Annotated in this window: 17 protein-coding genes; 8 read left to right on the forward strand and 9 right to left on the reverse strand. The window is 37.1% G+C overall.

The genetic code is table 11. The annotated features are described in order from the left end of the window. The 3 genes from murQ to ACJG85_RS09615 all read right to left on the reverse strand — a co-directional run bounded on the left by murQ (nt 1) and on the right by ACJG85_RS09615 (nt 2,378). Nucleotides 1-813, reverse strand: coding sequence for an N-acetylmuramic acid 6-phosphate etherase (gene murQ / locus ACJG85_RS09605; RefSeq protein WP_412476288.1), 813 nt, complete (start codon nt 811-813; stop codon nt 1-3). A 53-nt stretch (nt 814-866) separates the two neighbouring features. Next, nucleotides 867-1,535: a ZIP family metal transporter gene (locus ACJG85_RS09610; protein ID WP_412476289.1), complete on the reverse strand. Its 669-nt coding sequence runs from the start codon at nt 1,533-1,535 to the stop codon at nt 867-869. Nucleotides 1,536-1,613: 78 nt separating this feature from the next. Beyond that, entirely contained in the window at nt 1,614-2,378 is a 765-nt protein-coding gene (locus ACJG85_RS09615; RefSeq protein WP_409680921.1) for a class I SAM-dependent methyltransferase, read from the reverse strand. A 102-nt stretch (nt 2,379-2,480) separates the two neighbouring features. On the opposite strand from ACJG85_RS09615, the gene ACJG85_RS09620 reads away from it, so the two are divergent. Further along, nucleotides 2,481-3,641 (forward strand): THUMP domain-containing class I SAM-dependent RNA methyltransferase, encoded by a 1,161-nt coding sequence (locus ACJG85_RS09620; RefSeq protein WP_409680923.1) that lies wholly within the window; start codon nt 2,481-2,483, stop codon nt 3,639-3,641. A gap of 11 nt (nt 3,642-3,652) precedes the next feature. Here ACJG85_RS09620 and ACJG85_RS09625 read toward each other — a convergent pair whose 3' ends face one another. From ACJG85_RS09625 to ACJG85_RS09635, 3 genes are all read right to left on the reverse strand, one after another. Continuing rightward, the gene (locus ACJG85_RS09625; RefSeq protein WP_409680926.1) at nt 3,653-4,261 is read right to left on the reverse strand and encodes a porin family protein; all 609 of its coding nucleotides are present in this window, start codon (nt 4,259-4,261) and stop codon (nt 3,653-3,655) included. Between the two features lie 6 nt (nt 4,262-4,267). Then, nucleotides 4,268-5,785, reverse strand: a complete 1,518-nt coding sequence (locus ACJG85_RS09630; RefSeq protein WP_409680929.1) for a redoxin domain-containing protein — start codon at nt 5,783-5,785, stop codon at nt 4,268-4,270. Between the two features lie 123 nt (nt 5,786-5,908). Further along, a complete protein-coding gene (locus ACJG85_RS09635; RefSeq protein ID WP_409680932.1) occupies nt 5,909-6,262 on the reverse strand; it encodes a hypothetical protein in 354 nt (117 codons plus the stop codon). 255 nt (nt 6,263-6,517) lie between these two features. Between ACJG85_RS09635 and ACJG85_RS09640 the strand changes: the two genes are divergently transcribed. Then, nucleotides 6,518-6,748: a hypothetical protein gene (locus ACJG85_RS09640; RefSeq protein WP_412476290.1), complete on the forward strand. Its 231-nt coding sequence runs from the start codon at nt 6,518-6,520 to the stop codon at nt 6,746-6,748. Here the strand turns inward: ACJG85_RS09640 and ACJG85_RS09645 are convergent, their stop codons facing one another. From ACJG85_RS09645 to rlmD, 3 genes are read right to left on the reverse strand one after another with little or no spacing between them, the layout of a single operon-like run. After that, complete coding sequence (locus ACJG85_RS09645; protein ID WP_412463922.1) at nt 6,749-7,510, reverse strand: DUF6048 family protein; 762 nt, start codon at nt 7,508-7,510, stop codon at nt 6,749-6,751. It abuts the gene before it with no gap. Next, complete coding sequence (locus ACJG85_RS09650) at nt 7,482-7,976, reverse strand: DUF6452 family protein (RefSeq protein ID WP_412476291.1); 495 nt, start codon at nt 7,974-7,976, stop codon at nt 7,482-7,484. Before ACJG85_RS09650 ends, ACJG85_RS09645 begins: the two co-directional genes overlap by 29 nt. Nucleotides 7,977-7,995: 19 nt before the next feature. After that, nucleotides 7,996-9,408 carry a 23S rRNA (uracil(1939)-C(5))-methyltransferase RlmD gene (gene rlmD / locus ACJG85_RS09655; protein WP_412476292.1) on the reverse strand — a complete coding sequence of 471 codons (1,413 nt, stop codon included), beginning with the start codon at nt 9,406-9,408 and terminating at the stop codon, nt 7,996-7,998. 76 nt (nt 9,409-9,484) lie between these two features. On the opposite strand from rlmD, the gene ACJG85_RS09660 reads away from it, so the two are divergent. The 6 genes from ACJG85_RS09660 (at nt 9,485) to ACJG85_RS09685 (ending at nt 13,500) form a co-directional block, all read left to right on the forward strand. Then, nucleotides 9,485-10,030 carry a DUF1697 domain-containing protein gene (locus tag ACJG85_RS09660; RefSeq protein ID WP_412476293.1) on the forward strand — a complete coding sequence of 182 codons (546 nt, stop codon included), beginning with the start codon at nt 9,485-9,487 and terminating at the stop codon, nt 10,028-10,030. Between the two features lie 46 nt (nt 10,031-10,076). Continuing rightward, on the forward strand, nt 10,077-10,778 hold the full coding sequence (locus ACJG85_RS09665; RefSeq protein WP_409680949.1) for a DUF1003 domain-containing protein: 702 nt from the start codon (nt 10,077-10,079) through the stop codon (nt 10,776-10,778). A gap of 129 nt (nt 10,779-10,907) precedes the next feature. Next, entirely contained in the window at nt 10,908-12,188 is a 1,281-nt protein-coding gene (gene rocD / locus ACJG85_RS09670) for an ornithine--oxo-acid transaminase (RefSeq protein ID WP_412463925.1), read from the forward strand. Between the two features lie 32 nt (nt 12,189-12,220). Then, the gene (locus ACJG85_RS09675) at nt 12,221-12,673 is read left to right on the forward strand and encodes a hypothetical protein (RefSeq protein WP_409680955.1); all 453 of its coding nucleotides are present in this window, start codon (nt 12,221-12,223) and stop codon (nt 12,671-12,673) included. Between the two features lie 127 nt (nt 12,674-12,800). After that, the gene (locus ACJG85_RS09680; RefSeq protein WP_412463927.1) at nt 12,801-12,971 is read left to right on the forward strand and encodes a hypothetical protein; all 171 of its coding nucleotides are present in this window, start codon (nt 12,801-12,803) and stop codon (nt 12,969-12,971) included. Then, nucleotides 12,961-13,500, forward strand: coding sequence for a Smr/MutS family protein (locus ACJG85_RS09685; RefSeq protein WP_409680972.1), 540 nt, complete (start codon nt 12,961-12,963; stop codon nt 13,498-13,500). The genes ACJG85_RS09680 and ACJG85_RS09685 overlap by 11 nt, the downstream gene beginning before the upstream one ends. The last annotated feature ends 6 nt before the right edge of the window (nt 13,501-13,506 follow it).

Genomic DNA, 13,506 nt, shown 5'->3' on the forward strand with positions numbered 1-13,506 from the left:
TTATCCTTTATAAACATCAACCGCTTTTCTCACGCTGCCGTATTTTTCCAACAATGCTGAAGCTTCTTCATAAGTAACCGGTATTTCTCCCATAATCATGCGCACACCACGGTCAACCAACTTAACGTTGCTGAGTTGCATATCGACCATTTTATTGCCTTTCACTCGACCCAGTTGAATCATGGTTGCTGTAGAAATCATATTCAAAACCAGTTTTTGTGCGGTACCGGCTTTCATACGTGAACTACCGGTTACGAATTCCGGACCAACCACAACTACCACCGGAAACTGTGCTGTTACGGCTAACGGACTACCTTCGTTACAAGTAATACAACCGGTAAGTATATTGTTTTCGTGACATTTTTCCAAACCACCAATTACATAAGGTGTTGTGCCGGAAGCCGCAATTCCTATTACCACATCTTTATCGGAGATGTTTTCCGCAACCAAATCTTTCCAAGCTTGTTCTTTATCGTCTTCGGCAAATTCTACGGCCTTGCGAATGGCTTTGTCGCCACCGGCTATAATACCGTTCACTAAATCGAAGGGTACGCCAAAAGTAGGCGGACATTCCGAAGCATCTACTATGCCTAATCGTCCTGAGGTGCCGGCGCCAATGTAGAATAATCGGCCACCTGCTCTCATTTTGGCTACCACTTGAGTAACCAGAGTTTCAATTTGAGGTAATGCTTTTTCAACGGCCAGTGGTACGGTTTTATCCTCATTATTAATGTTGGTCAATAAGTCGTGTACAGACATTTGTTCCAAACGCTCATAATGAGAAGATTGCTCAGTAGTTTTGGTGAAGGACATTTTTGAAGTGCTAAAGTTCTGAGTGGCTAAGATAATGAGATTACTTCAGATTTTTAAACAAAACCGGCCAATAATATTCCTAATATAATCATTGAGATCTTAGCAATATTAAAATTGTGTCCTTCACTGCTTTCAAAAATAATAGTGGAAGAAATATGAAATAATATACCAATCACTACTGCTGTAATTTCGGTAAAATATTGGGTTATTATTGGTGCAGAATCTGATATCCAAGTGCCTAATGGCGTCATCAAGGCAAAAGAAACCATAAAAACGAAAAGCGCTGTTTTGTTCAATTCGGCATTCAAAAAAAATGTTGTTAGGATGATGGCGATAGGCAAGTGGTGTATCGCAATTCCGTATGCTAAATCGTGGTGATGACCTACCGGAAATCCTTCTAAAAAAGCATGAAGACACAAACTGATGAACAACAACCAAGGCATGCTGTTGATTTTGTCGTGTCCGTGAACGTGACCATGTTCGGCACCTTTGGAGAAAAACTCTAAAATAATTTGAAATAAAATACCAACCATTATAAAAAGTCCAATGCTGTGGTTGTGACTTTCATAAACTTTAGGCAATAAATCCATTACGGTTAGAGATAACAAAAAGGAACCACTGAAAGCCAATAGTAGCTTTAAATTATTCTTCTTTTTTGGCTTAATAATCAAGGCTATAGCATAACCTATTAAAACCGATAGTAAAGGAAGGATGTAGTTCATTTTGGTTGTAAATTGTAGTTTGTATGGTCTTCGGATATCAATGTTTCCGAACAGGCTGACAATTGTATGGGTTTGACTTTATTTAAAAATCATGATTAATCGTTCGCTGGTATTTTTGTGGAATTTCTTAAGCTTGTAATCCCCAAAAGTATCCAATAAATAAATACCGGCTTGCTCCATCATTCGTTTAAAATCGTCTAATGTGTAGGCTTTGACTTTTTCTTCAAAATGGTATTCTCGACCTTGGTCTACAAAATCTATTTCTTTAATGATGAATGAATCCGCCAAATAGCGTTTAATTTGAAAAGTTATACCATCAACTTCTTTTGTTTCTTCCGGTATTAAATTTTCCAATACAGTATGTACATTCATAAAATCTATTACTGCAAAGCCATAGTCTGATAAGCTTTCTTTGATAGCAATAAGTGTTTGCAGATTGTCTTCTTCATTTTCGAAGTATCCGAAACTGGTAAACAAATTGAAAATGGCATCAAACTTTTCTTCAAAGGGAATGCGTTTGTCGTGGACTACAAAATGCAGTGTTTCGTTGGCATTTTTATTGGCTTCGGCTATACTGTTTTCAGACAAATCTGCCCCGATTACATCATAACCCAATTGATTCAAATAAATTGCATGTCGGCCTTTCCCACAAGCCAAATCAAGTACTTTTGCTTTTTCAGGTAAATTCAAATAATGCGTTAGATTGTCCATGAAGATTTGCGCTTCACGGTAATTGCGCTCTTTGTATAAAATGTGATAATAGGGTGTGTCAAACCAGGAAGCGTACCAAATATCGGCTTCGGGTTTTGTATTGCGGGTTTCGCTATTTAAATGTTCAGACATTTATTCTATTCAAATGAATTCTTCAGCCGCAAAATTAGTGTATTTTTGCCGAACTTATGACAATGTCTTATATTGATATTGTGATTGCAATTCGTATTGAAAATGGAAAATTTTAAAATGGTAGCCAAAACCTTTTTTGGTTTTGAGGAAATATTGGTTAAAGAGTTACAACAATTAGGCGCGCAAGAGGTGGAAATGGGAACGCGAGCCGTTAGTTTTAAAGGCGATAAAGGGTTTATGTATAAAGCCAATTTGTCGTTGCGAACTGCTTTAAAAATATTGAAACCCATTTACCAATTCAGAGCTTTTAACGACCAAAGTTTGTACAAAGGCATTCAGGGTGTCGATTGGAGTAAATACCTCAATGCGAGCCAGACTTTTGTGATTGACACTACCATTCATTCCGACAATTTCAAACACTCACAATTTGTTTCTCAGAAAGCCAAAGATGCTATAGTGGATCAGTTCCGAGAAAAATTCGGGCAACGACCAAGCATCGATAAAGATTTCCCCGACTTGCGAATCAACATTCACATCGACCGCGACCAATGTACGGTTTCTTTAGATACTTCCGGCGCTTCTTTGCATCACAGAGGCTATCGCAGTGCCACCAATATTGCGCCGATTAACGAAGTTTTAGCTGCCGGGATGCTGTTGCTTTCCGGTTGGGACGGCAATTCTGATTTTTTAGACCCAATGTGTGGTTCCGGGACAATTTTAGCCGAAGCAGCAATGATTGCTTGTAACATTCCGGCCAACATCAATCGCAAAGAATTCGCTTTTGAAAAATGGAACGATTGGGATAACGATTTGTTTGACCAAATTATCGATTCATTGATGAAACGCACCAAAGAGTTTCACTATAAAATCATCGGATACGACAAAGCACCAAGTGCCGTCAATAAAGCCAAAGACAATATCGTTAATGCTAATTTAGAAGATTATGTAACGATTAGCCAAGCGAATTTCTTTGATACAAAAAAAGAAACTGTTGGTCCGTTGCATATGGTTTTTAATCCGCCTTACGGGGAACGTTTGGATATCGATTTGGAACGGTTTTACCGCGAATTAGGCGATACTTTGAAAAATAATTATCCCAACACAAATGCTTGGTTTATCACAGCTAATTTGGAAGCTCTAAAGTTTGTAGGTTTGAGACCGTCTCGTAAAATAAAGCTCTTTAACGGAAGTTTGGAAGCGCGTTTGGTGAAATACGAAATGTACGAAGGCAGCAAACGAACCAAATTTAATCCACGCGATTAAGGTCAATCGATTTATTTAAACATATAACCAACCGTAAACTTTGCGAAGCCATTATGCGCCTTAACACTGTTGTTGGTGTAGAAATAATTATAGCGATATACTTCGGTAAACCCCTGGTAAATGCCTACTTCAAAAAAGAACTTGTTTACTGTGAATCCGCCACCTAAGTTGAATCCGAAATCAACACTCGATTTCGCTTTTTGGTTAAACTGACCCGACTGAGTTTCTTGTACCAGAAAACCCAATTGAGGTCCGGCAATCACATAAATCTTATTCCAAAATTTAAAATCCAAAGGCAAGTTGATATAGGTGAGTTTGGAGTCAATTTGATCTATTTCAAAATCGCCGCCAACAATCGGATCAAAATTGATTACACCTTCAGTTTTGGTTCGGTCGCCTTGTTGTGAAAAAGCCAATTTCGGACGAAAATGTACTTTAGCCGATAGTTCTTTTTCATAAACAATTCCCAATTGTAAACCAAAGGATTCTTCAGCCAATACTTGTCCGGCTATACCATCTGTAAAGTAAGAGTAATTGAAACCGGTAAAAACGCCAAATTTATCCTGACTGTAAGCTGAAAAATTTAAGCATAGCAAAAGGAAAAAAGTAATTTTTTTCATGAAGGATTAAGATTGTTTTTTAGCTTCTTTTTCAAGCGATTGTATGATTTCTTTCACTTTGTCTGCTTCGATTCGTTTCGCTTTGATGACTTTGTTCTTGTCTAAAATGTAAATCACAGGAGTAGAGTAGACGTCATATTTTTCGATGGCATTATTGTAGTGCGCACCATCGTAAACATTGATAAAAGGCAGTTTGTTATCGGCTATATATTTCAAATATTTATCGCCTTCGTGTTGCATGTAAACGCTGAAGACTTTGACATCCATTTTCTCTTTACTCATTTCGTTGTAGGCGGTAACGAGTTTCGGAATTTCCTTTTGACAATGACCACAATCTACATCCCAAAAAACCAAAATGGTGTATTCGGCTTTCACATCGCTTAATTTGACCCACATTTTATTGACTTCGTTGACGTTTTTATAAAATACTTTGGTCATTTCTTCACTGTTTTTGGCCTCTTCAAATCCCATCGCTTTCATTTTCGGAAAGTCTTCGGCCCGTATCATCGACAAATCGATGGCTTTAGCACCAATCAATAGCGTTTTGAGTTTGTCGGCTCGTTTGATGATTCTTTGTACTACGTCGTCGTCTTCATATATTCCTTTGGCTTTTCCGGTTTTGAAATAATTATCGGAAAGATGCACAAACACTTTGTCAAATCCCATGATTTTTGAAGTTTCATAACTGTAAGTCAAGTGCGCCAACATCAGCTTATATATCAAGGTTTCCGGTTTGGATTGGGCCAAAATACGATCGATTTCCACACAAACAGAGTCCGGATTTTTCACCACAACATTGTCCAAGTAGTTTTTCAATTTATTGAATAAAAATGGATTGTGGACCATACCGTCATCTTTAAAGTCAACATTCCGCCAAAAATTATCTTTGTAGTATTTATAAGAAGCCTCGTGATTTGGCGAACCATCTGCTTTTTTGGGGATGTCTTTGAGTTTTTTTTCGGTTTTTAAGTTGACTACATCGGCAATAAAAGTGCCTTTGAAACGGTTGATGAATTGACTTTCGTAATCGGCTATGCTTTGTTCCAACTCGTTTTGTTTGTTGGTCAAATCCAGCGAGTCATTCTTAGTGGCTAAGGGATGACTTTGCTTGTATTCAAAAAAGGTTTTATTTTGATCGCCTAAAAAACGAATATAATTAAAGAATTCGTTTTCGCGGTCCGAATTTAAAGCGATGAGTTCTTTACTAATGTTGGGACCAAATTCACTTTTGAGGTGTAATTTTTGAGTATCATCATCAATAAAAAAATCAAATAATATCGATTTTTGTTGGCCAACCAACGAATAAATTCCTTTTGGAAGTTTGGTTTTACCATTAAAAACAATTCGTCCGTTTTTGATAGTGGTACAAGTATCTTTTATTAAGGTTTTGTCAAAACGATAAAACGTAAGGTAAGCTAAGGTGTCGTTGCAGTTTTTTAAATCGATGGTGATTTCATAACCTGCTTGGGCTTGGGCAATAAAGGAAGAGAGAAACAAGGCTAAAGCAATCAATACTTTCTTCATACAACAATTTTATGGCGATTTAGATTTCAAAAATAATCTATTTTTCCATATGGTATGAAGTCGGTTTTTTTAAACTTTCCTTAAAAAACAAAACACCTTAAAGAAGGTGTTTTGGATTACTGATTAAAATTCATCGAAAAGTACGATGCCTTTGCGTTCTAAATTTTGCTTAATCATGGATTCCGGCAAATTGTACTGCGACGCTAAGTCGGCTATACTGATCCCGGAAAAGAACAACTCAACCAATGTGTCTAAAATCATTGGGTTGATTTCCTGCTCATTGGGCAAATCGATATCTTCATCAAAAATATCTTTTTTTGATTTGAAGAGGGTTTCGATTACCATATCAATATCAGATTTCGGAAATTCCAGAATGTTGTGGATAGCATTGCTTTCTGAAATTTGTTTGAGCACTATAGTCTCACGATTGGTGCCTTCATTCTTTAGATGAATGCTGTAGTTGAAATACTTCTCCATAGCGATCGTATTTAATTAAATGTAAACTTGGGTAAGGCAAAGGTAAACTTTATGAATCAAAATAAATGTTAATTAACAGAAACATACCCACCTTTTATTAACAATTGCAGGATTTTTTTTAGAAAAATTTGGTTTACAGCAAATTAAAATTCAAAGAAAAGCAATAATAATGGTTGAAATGGATTGGGTTTAATATAGGTTCAATAGTAGTAAAGAGCTCATATTTGCTTATATTTGGACCGTAAAATTTATGTTATGAGTAAAAAAACCAAAGCCTTACTATACAACCTTTTTTGTTTTGCGGTGATTTTTGTAGCTGTTAGATTTTTGTTAGTCCTATACACTCATTTAACCGGATTTTGGTTACCCTTAACCGCTTTTGTGATTGGAACTATTTTAGCACCCAAATTTCAAGCTGTTACCACCAAAGACGGTGAAAAAGTATTCATGAAATGGATTTTTATAAAAGGAATTAAAGAAGTTTAATTATTTCTTTTTTCCTTTAGATTTGGCTTTGCTTTCCGTTTTTGCCTTAGCTTTTACAGTTGCTTTGTATATTGGAATAAAATAAGAAACGGTATAGTTAAAGCCCACACCAAAGTCGCCGTTGTAAGTGCGATTAAAGCCGGGAATGTATAAATTGTCAAAGTTATTCGGGAGTTTCTGATTTACCAAACGATTCAAACGGAAACTAAAACCCACAAAAACATTATTAAAAACTTCGGCTTTCATTCCGGCTACTACTTCAATCCATTGGGCTGATAAACCGCTGTATTCCTCTCCTGAAATTACCACCGGATTTTCTCCGAAATACTGATTCGGGTTGTAGATTTCATAACTGTTCAACCTTTGGCTAAAACTGCTTACACCATATCTTAATCCAACAGATATGATGTTCTCCATATCCAGCCAATTTTGGTATGAGTTGTAATCAAACCCCACACGGATATAGCTACCTTTGGTAGTAAAATTTAGTTGATCGTCATCGACAGTTTTATTTTCATTACCCAACTCTAAAGCTAAATAATGTTTGCGTGTCAACCTATAATCGCCAACCAATTCTAATCCGCGATAATCTTTTTCATAAAAAGAGCGGGTGAGTTTAAACAAATCAACTCCAACACGCAATCCGTAACGCTCTGTTTTTGCCGCAACACTGTCTTTAGTGACTTTTTCCTCTTGAGCATTGCCTGAAAACGAAAGCAATGCCAGGGCTATACTAAAAGTAAATTTTGAGATGCACTTCATTTTCGGTAATAATTGAGTTGGTTTGAAGGTTGGTGTCTTGTATCCAAAGGCCATCTGGAGTAATCGCATCGGTTAAAACTAACCCGTTTGCGTTGTTTAATTCGAAGACCGTTTTGTAACCGCAAGCTCTGGAAACATAAACGTTCTCACGAGTGTAATTAAATTCCAATACATCTTCATTGGAAGCTGTACTGCTGTTGCTGTTAAGTAACAAATGGTATTTGGTAGTGTCTTCGTTTGTTTTTAAGGGAAGACTAATCGTACTCACACCGTTAAATGTATTCAAAGCATCTGTCATACCATCGCCGGTGACCTTCAAATTGACTACATTTTTTAATACTGTGGGATTGGAAATATCATAAAACTCTAAAACCAATTGCGGTGTGGTTTCATCTACACAAATATCATCTTTTTCACAGCCGGAAAATGCCATGACCAGACAAAGAAGCATTATTATTCTTTTCATAAATTTCAAATCTTACTGCTTATCTTTTTTCCAAAAGTACAACATTTTCTACATGGTGTGTTTGCGGAAACATATCTACAGGTCGAACTCTGGTAACTTTGTATTTTTCATCCATTAAAGCCAAATCACGTGCTTGGGTGGCCGAATTACAACTTACATAAACCACTTTTTCAGGGGCAATTTTCAGAATTTGATCTACCACATCTTTGTGCATACCATCGCGGGGTGGATCAGTGATAATGACATCCGGTTGGCCGTGTTGTGCAATAAATTCGTCGTTGAACACGTTTTTCATATCGCCTACAAAGAATTCACAGTTGGTAATATTATTGCGTTTGGCGTTTTCTTTGGCATCGGCTATGGCTTCAGGAACGGCTTCAACGCCAATCACTTTTTGAGCCTGTTTGGAAACGAATTGCGCAATGGTTCCGGTTCCGGTGTACAAATCGTAAACCACTTCATTTCCTGTTAATCCGGCGAATTCACGGGTGATTTTGTAGAGTTCGTAAGCTTGATCGGAATTGGTTTGGTAAAACGATTTGGCATTGATGCTAAAGTGCAGACCTTCCATTTCCTCCAAAATATAATCGCGTCCTTGGAACAACTTAATGTCTTGGTCATACAGCGTATCATTGGCTTTGCCGTTAATTACATACAACAAAGAAGTAATTTGCGGGAAAGTGTTATAAACATGGTTTAGGAGTAACTCTCGTTTCGCTTTGTCTTCTTGGTAAAACTGGATCAAGACCATAATTTCTCCGGTAGAAGCCGTACGAATCATCAAAGTTCTGAGCAAACCGGTATGGTTTCTGGCGTTGAAGAAAGTGATGTTATTTTCAGTAGCAAATCGTTTGATTTCATTGCGAATAGCATTTGACGGATCTTCCTGTAAATGGCATTTTTCGATATCAAGAATCTTGTCCCACATTTTGGGAATGTGAAAACCTAAAGCGTTTTTATTGTCGATTTCTGTACCGGATTGAATTTCAGCGTCTGTCATCCAACGCGAATCAGAGAAACCGAATTCCATTTTATTGCGGTAGAAAAACTGTTTGGCCGAACCCAAAATAGGCTCGAAGGTTGGCAATTCGATTTTACCAATACGCTTAAGGTTGTTATAAACTTCTTGGTGCTTATAAAACAACTGTTTATCGTAGTGCATGTTTTGCCATTTGCATCCACCGCAGGCCCCGAAATGTTGGCAAATCGGTGTAACACGATCGGCCGAATATTGGTGAAACTTAATGGCTTTCCCTTCAAAATAAGCTTTTCGCTTTTTAAAAGTTTGCACGTCTACTACATCGCCCGGAACCACATTCGTAATAAAAATCACTTGACCTTCGGGTGCTTTGGCTACCGAAACACCTTTGGCGCCGGCATCCAAAACCGTAATGTTTTCAAAAATAACTTTCTTGGTTTGTTTTCTTCCCATAGCGCAAAAATAAACTATTGGCTAAAACTTAAACGGGATTTAAGAAAAAAATATAAATTAGTGGAAAATTAGGTTTATGCAAACTCATTTGGCCTTACTTCGCGGTATTAATGTTTCAGGTCAGAAACTAATCAAGATGGAAGAGTTGCGCCGTTGCTTGGAAGGTGTGGGATTTATCAATGTTCGCACTTACATTCAATCGGGTAACGTTTTTGTAACTTCAGAAGAAGCAGATGGCAACCGAGTGGCTAATCAAATCAGAGAAGCTATTCTGAATTCTTTTGGTTATGATGTTCCCGTTTTAATAATAGGAAAAGAAGATTTGCAAGCTTGTTTGGAACGCAATCGGTTTTTAGACGAAGAAGGCGTTGACTTGAAAAAATTGTATGTTTCTTTTATTTCTGCAGAAGTACCGGAACAAATGGTAACACAACTCAACCTAAATTTCATCGAACCCGATAAAATCCAACTCGACGGTAGAAGGATTTACCTCAAATACCATTCGTCGCCGGCCAATACGAAACTCGACAATAAATGGATAGAAAAAAGCATGAATGTAATCTCTACCACTCGCAATTGGAACACGGTTAACAAGCTTTTAGATATGTTTAAAGGAAGCTGACAAATACTTTCACTATTAATTTAAATTTTTTAAACGTATCAATGTCATGAGTTCAAAAGCCATTTTTAAAAGCGATATTTCAGGAGTTGAGTTTCCGATGAAAGAAAAAGTCACCGGAAGTGCTATTCGTTTACCTATATTTAATTTGATTAAAACAGAGCATCCTGATTTTTCTGCTGAGCATTGTTTGGCCAATGCTGAGCTGAATGTATATCGTGAAAAATACATTTCCAAATACTTAAATACCGAAATAGGTCAACTGTCCAAACTCCAAAAAAATGTGATTCAAGCTCTCAACGATGATAAATCCTTTGTGGCTAAAGTAGAAGAAGAAATAGACAATCGCACTTTAGGCCAAGTAGTTGCGGATAAAGTAGCGGCTTTTGGCGGAAGTTGGACTTTTATCATTTCGTTTTTTGTTTTTATTTCGGTTTGGATTGGTTCAAATGTTTTTATCTTACTGAACAAAGGTTTCGATCCGTATCCGTTTATTTTACTCAATTTAATATTATCTTGCATTGCAGCCTTGCAAGCGCCGGTGATTATGATGAGTCAAAATCGTCAGGAGGAAAAGGATAGAGAGCGCGCCAAGAAAGATTATATGATCAATTTGAAATCGGAATTGGAAATCAGAATGCTCGATGAAAAATTAGACCATTTAATCATGCACCAACAGCAAGAATTGATTGAAATTCAGAAAGTTCAAATCGAAATGATGAACGATATTTTGGAAAGGATTAAGAAATAGCTGATGGTTGAACAATCTTAAACTTTTAAACTTTAAACTCTTAAACTTTTTATACTTTTACCGAAGATAAGGATGATTTCTCTCCGTTAAGAAGGAATGGCGAATACAGAATATTAAATTACAACACCAATGTCAGTTTTAGAAAAATTAACTTCCGCTGATGCTATTGCTTTAGAAGACCAATACGGCGCCCACAACTATCATCCGCTACCGGTAGTACTGAGTAGAGGAGAAGGCGTTCATGTTTGGGATGTTGAAGGCAAACAATACTACGATTTCCTTTCAGCTTATTCGGCCGTAAACCAAGGACATTGTCATCCTAAAATTGTAGGCGCTATGATGGCGCAAGCACAAACTTTAACCTTAACTTCTCGTGCTTTTTACAACGATAAATTAGGGGTTTACGAAGAGTACATTACCAAGTATTTCGGCTTTGATAAAGTATTGCCCATGAACACCGGAGCAGAAGCTGTTGAAACGGCTTTAAAAATCTGTCGTAAATGGGCTTATGAAAAGAAAGGAATCGCCGAAAACGAAGCACAAATCATCGTATGCGAAGGCAACTTCCACGGAAGAACAACCACCATTATTTCCTTTTCTAACGACGAAAATGCACGCAAAAACTTTGGCCCTTACACGGCCGGATTTATTAAAATTGCTTACGATGATGTTGAGGCGTTGGAAAAAGCCATCACTTCCTCTAAAAATATCGCCGGTTTCTTGGTAGAACCTATACAAGGTGAAGCCGGAGTTTACGTGCCAAGCGAAGACTATCTGACCAAAGCCAAAGCCTTGTGCGAAGCCAATAATGTATTGTTTATCGCAGATGAAGTACAAACCGGTATTGCCAGGACAGGTTCTTTATTAGCGGTTTGCGGTAATTGTACCTGCGAAAACAAGTGCGAAAAACAAAAGGGTTATGTTACTCCGGATATCCTAATTTTAGGAAAAGCCATTTCCGGTGGCGCTTATCCGGTTTCAGCGGTATTGGCTAATGACTCTATTATGAATGTCATCAAACCTGGACAACATGGTTCCACTTTTGGCGGCAATCCGGTAGCAGCCGCTGTGGCTATGGCAGCCTTAGAGGTAGTAACCGATGAACATTTGGCTCAAAATGCCAGAAGACTGGGAAAAATTTTCCGCTCAGAATTGGCTAAATACATCGAAACTTCCAATATTGTTACCTTGGTTCGAGGTAAAGGATTATTGAATGCCATAGTAATTAACGATACTGAAGAAAGTGATACTGCCTGGAATATTTGTGTTAAATTAGCCGAAAACGGTTTATTAGCCAAACCCACACACGGTAATATTATACGCTTTGCGCCACCTTTGGTCATGACTGAAGACCAATTGCGTGATTGTATCGAGATTATCATTAATACTCTCAAAACGTTTGAGTCGTAACCAATCAATTAACCAACCAAAATATCTATTTTATGGAAAATGAAAACCAATCACAATTTGATGCTTTTGAATTGCATTTAAACCAAACCGCCTTAGACTACTTGCGTGAAAGTGCCAAATGGTCTATGTTTTTAGCTATTTTAGGATTTGTAGGTGTCGGATTCTTGGCGCTGATGGCTATCATTATGACTTCGGTAATGTCGGCTATGCCCGAAACTCCCGGACCTTTTGGAGCAGTAAAGGGTATTGTTTCCATTTTTTATATAGTAATTGCGGTGATATATTTGTTTCCTATTTATTATTTGTACCGATATGCCAGCAATACTAAAAAAGCGATTTATTCAAAGGATTCGGCTCTTTTAACCGATGCTTTAGGAGCTTTAAAATCGCACCACAAATTTTTAGGAATTGCCGCAATCATTATCATTTCTTTATACATTTTAATGGCTATTATTATGGTTATAGGATTTAGTGCCTTACGATAGTTATTAAAAGAAAATTGTTAAAGAGCATCTTCTCATGAGGATGCTTTTTTTTTGTGGCATAACTTCATGAAATTCTGTAATTTTGAAAAGAGAAAAATTGACTATGAAAAAAATTTTCCTTTTAATAATGCTTGTGGCTATAGCTATCGGTTTGTACGAACAGGCGCAAGACCAACCCAATGTATTTAAATTAATAGCCGCTATGGTGCTGTTAATGTTTGGTTTGATGAAACTAAGCGAGAAAATACCAAGTAAAGAATCTGAAAACGACAATACAGACCAAGATGATACTCAATAAAGGCGACAAAGTAACCGTTTTAGACGATGCTATTGATGGTACTGTAATTGAAGTGAAAGGTCATGAAGTTACCATCGAGACAACCGACGGCTTTAATCTTACTTTCAAAAGAGAAGAATTGCTGAAAATGGATCAAGGCGAATTACCTATCCATTTCAATAAAAATCATATCATCGCCGAAAAAGAGGTTAAAAAGCCTAACTATATCAATAAAGAAAAGCGTTCCAAGAAAGAAGTTCCGGTACCCGAGTTTGACTTGCACATAGAAAAATTGGTCAAGAATTACAAATCGATGAGTAATTACGAAATTCTAACCTTACAAAGTGAGACGGCCAAAAAGCATATAGAGTTTGCCATACGCAATAGAATTCCAAAAATAGTATTTATTCACGGAGTCGGCGAAGGTATTTTGAAATCGGAATTAGATTTTATGCTGGGCCGCTATGATAACCTAATTTTTCAGGATGCTAATTATCAAAAGTATGGTCAAGGTGCAACCGAAGTTATTTTCAAACAAAACCCTAAATAAAAAGTC

The organism is Flavobacterium mekongense (assembly GCF_047038255.1).
Taxonomy (GTDB): Bacteria; Bacteroidota; Bacteroidia; order Flavobacteriales; family Flavobacteriaceae; genus Flavobacterium; species Flavobacterium mekongense.

Bases quoted from the DNA above. Each gene is read 5' to 3' on its own strand.
- murQ (WP_412476288.1), bottom strand. From the start codon at position 813: ATGTCCTTCACCAAAACTACTGAGCAATCTTCTCATTATGAGCGTTTG.
- ACJG85_RS09610 (WP_412476289.1), bottom strand. From the start codon at position 1,535: ATGAACTACATCCTTCCTTTACTATCGGTTTTAATAGGTTATGCTATA.
- ACJG85_RS09615 (WP_409680921.1), bottom strand. From the start codon at position 2,378: ATGTCTGAACATTTAAATAGCGAAACCCGCAATACAAAACCCGAAGCC.
- ACJG85_RS09620 (WP_409680923.1), top strand. From the start codon at position 2,481: ATGGAAAATTTTAAAATGGTAGCCAAAACCTTTTTTGGTTTTGAGGAA.
- ACJG85_RS09625 (WP_409680926.1), bottom strand. From the start codon at position 4,261: ATGAAAAAAATTACTTTTTTCCTTTTGCTATGCTTAAATTTTTCAGCT.
- ACJG85_RS09630 (WP_409680929.1), bottom strand. From the start codon at position 5,785: ATGAAGAAAGTATTGATTGCTTTAGCCTTGTTTCTCTCTTCCTTTATT.
- ACJG85_RS09635 (WP_409680932.1), bottom strand. From the start codon at position 6,262: ATGGAGAAGTATTTCAACTACAGCATTCATCTAAAGAATGAAGGCACC.
- ACJG85_RS09640 (WP_412476290.1), top strand. From the start codon at position 6,518: ATGAGTAAAAAAACCAAAGCCTTACTATACAACCTTTTTTGTTTTGCG.
- ACJG85_RS09645 (WP_412463922.1), bottom strand. From the start codon at position 7,510: ATGAAGTGCATCTCAAAATTTACTTTTAGTATAGCCCTGGCATTGCTT.
- ACJG85_RS09650 (WP_412476291.1), bottom strand. From the start codon at position 7,976: ATGAAAAGAATAATAATGCTTCTTTGTCTGGTCATGGCATTTTCCGGC.
- rlmD (WP_412476292.1), bottom strand. From the start codon at position 9,408: ATGGGAAGAAAACAAACCAAGAAAGTTATTTTTGAAAACATTACGGTT.
- ACJG85_RS09660 (WP_412476293.1), top strand. From the start codon at position 9,485: ATGCAAACTCATTTGGCCTTACTTCGCGGTATTAATGTTTCAGGTCAG.
- ACJG85_RS09665 (WP_409680949.1), top strand. From the start codon at position 10,077: ATGAGTTCAAAAGCCATTTTTAAAAGCGATATTTCAGGAGTTGAGTTT.
- rocD (WP_412463925.1), top strand. From the start codon at position 10,908: ATGTCAGTTTTAGAAAAATTAACTTCCGCTGATGCTATTGCTTTAGAA.
- ACJG85_RS09675 (WP_409680955.1), top strand. From the start codon at position 12,221: ATGGAAAATGAAAACCAATCACAATTTGATGCTTTTGAATTGCATTTA.
- ACJG85_RS09680 (WP_412463927.1), top strand. From the start codon at position 12,801: ATGCTTGTGGCTATAGCTATCGGTTTGTACGAACAGGCGCAAGACCAA.